This is a genomic window from Nitrospira sp. BLG_2 (genome assembly GCF_049222245.1).
This window is the reverse complement of sequence record NZ_JBLYIG010000713.1, coordinates 1-1,934: the sequence shown is the minus strand read 5'-3', so window position 1 is coordinate 1,934 and position 1,934 is coordinate 1. Positions and strand designations below refer to the sequence as shown.

At 58.6% G+C, this 1,934-nt stretch carries 2 pseudogenes; both read left to right on the top strand.

The features are described 5' to 3' along the window. Positions 1-1,657, top strand: a pseudogene (locus ACOSYY_RS18765) (molybdopterin-dependent oxidoreductase); the annotation flags it as partial. 97 nt (positions 1,658-1,754) lie between these two features. After that, positions 1,755-1,934: pseudogene (locus tag ACOSYY_RS18760) on the top strand (4Fe-4S dicluster domain-containing protein); the annotation flags it as partial.

Here is a 1,934-nt window from a genome sequence, read left to right as displayed (position 1 = left end):
TCTGGATCCCAATGTCCATGGAAAGGAAATCAAATACCGGAACTACTATTATGGCGAAGAGCCGGGGTTCTGGAACCACGGCGACACCGCCTTGATCGTCAATACGCCGAAGTATGGGCGCAAGGTGTTTACCGGCAAGACCCATATGCCCACGCCCAGTAAGCTGCGGTGGGTCGTGAACGTCAACATTTTGAACAATGCCAAGCACCATTACGACATGGTGCGGAACGTCGACCCCAACATCGAATGTCTCATGACCCAGGACATCGAAATGACGTCCGACGTGAACCACGCCGATATCGCCTTTGCCGTGAACTCCTGGATGGAGTTCACCTACCCCGAGATGACGGCCACGGTCTCCAATCCGTGGATCCAGATCTGGAAAGGCGGCATCCGGCCGCTGTACGACACGCGGAACGATGCGGATACGTTCGCCGGGGTGGCGGCCAAACTCGCCGAGATGACGGGCGACAAACGGATGCGCGACGTCTTCCATTTTGTCTACCAGAATCGCATGGATGTGTACGCCCAACGGCTCCTGGACGCCTCCAGCACCCTGTACGGATACAGTGCCGACGTGCTGTTAAAGTCGGAAAAGGGCTGGATGGTGATGGTCCGCACCTATCCGCGGCATCCCCTCTGGGAAGAGACCAACGAGTCGAAGCCGCAGTGGACCCGGTCGGGGCGGATCGAGACCTATCGGATCGAACCGGAAGCCATCGAGTACGGCGAAAATTTCGTGGTGCACCGCGAAGGGCCGGAGGCGACGCCGTACTTGCCGAACGCCATCTTCACGACGAACCCGTACGTGCGGCCGGACGACTATGGCATTCCGATCACGGCCCAGCACCACGACGATAAGACCATTCGAAATATCAAGTTGTCATGGGTCGAAATCAAGCGGCACAGCAACCCCTTGTGGGAAAAAGGCTACCAGTTCTACTGCGTGACGCCCAAGACGCGGCACCGGGTCCATAGTCAATGGTCGGTGAACGACTGGGTGCAGATCTACGAGTCGAACTTCGGCGATCCCTATCGCATGGACAAGCGGACCCCCGGCGTCGGGGAGCACCAAGTCCACATCAATCCGCAAGCAGCCAAAGACCGGGGGATCAACGACGGGGACTATGTGTACATCGACGGCAATCCGGTGGACCGCCCCTACCGCGGCTGGAAGCCGAGCGATCCGTACTACAAGGTGGCGCGGCTGATGATTCGCGCGAAGTACAACCCGTCCTATCCGTACCACGTGACGATGGCCAAGCATGCGCCCTTCGTCTCGACGCCCAAGTCGGTCAAGGGCCACGAAACGCGCCCCGACGGGCGCGCGATCGCGATCGATACCGGCTATCAATCCAACTTCCGATACGGGGCCCAGCAGTCCTTTACGCGCAGCTGGCTCATGCCGATGCATCAAACCGACTCGCTCCCGGGCAAAAGTGCCAATGGGCTCAAGATGAAATGGGGGTTTGAAATCGACCACCATGCGGTCAATACCGTGCCGAAGGAATGCTTGATCCGCATCACGAAGGCGGAAGACGGCGGCATCGGCGCGCGGGGCCCGTGGGAACCGGTGCGCACCGGCTTCACGCCCGGGCAAGAAAACGAGTTCATGATCAAGTGGCTCAAAGGCGAACATATTAAGATTAAAGTCTAATTACCTGTGAGGGGTGAGGGGTCAGGGGTGAGGGGGGTGAAGCCGACTTCAGCTCCTTCGCCGCACGCCTCACGCCTCACGCCTTACGGAGGACACTATGCCTGAAGTCTATAACTGGCAGCTGGGCCGCAAGATGTTGTATCCCTACGAGGAACGGCATCCGAAGTGGCAGTTTGCCTTTGTGTTCAACATCAATCGCTGTTTGGCCTGTCAGACCTGCAGCATGGCCGATAAGTCGACCTGGCTCTTCTCCAAAGGGCAGGAGTACATGTGGTGG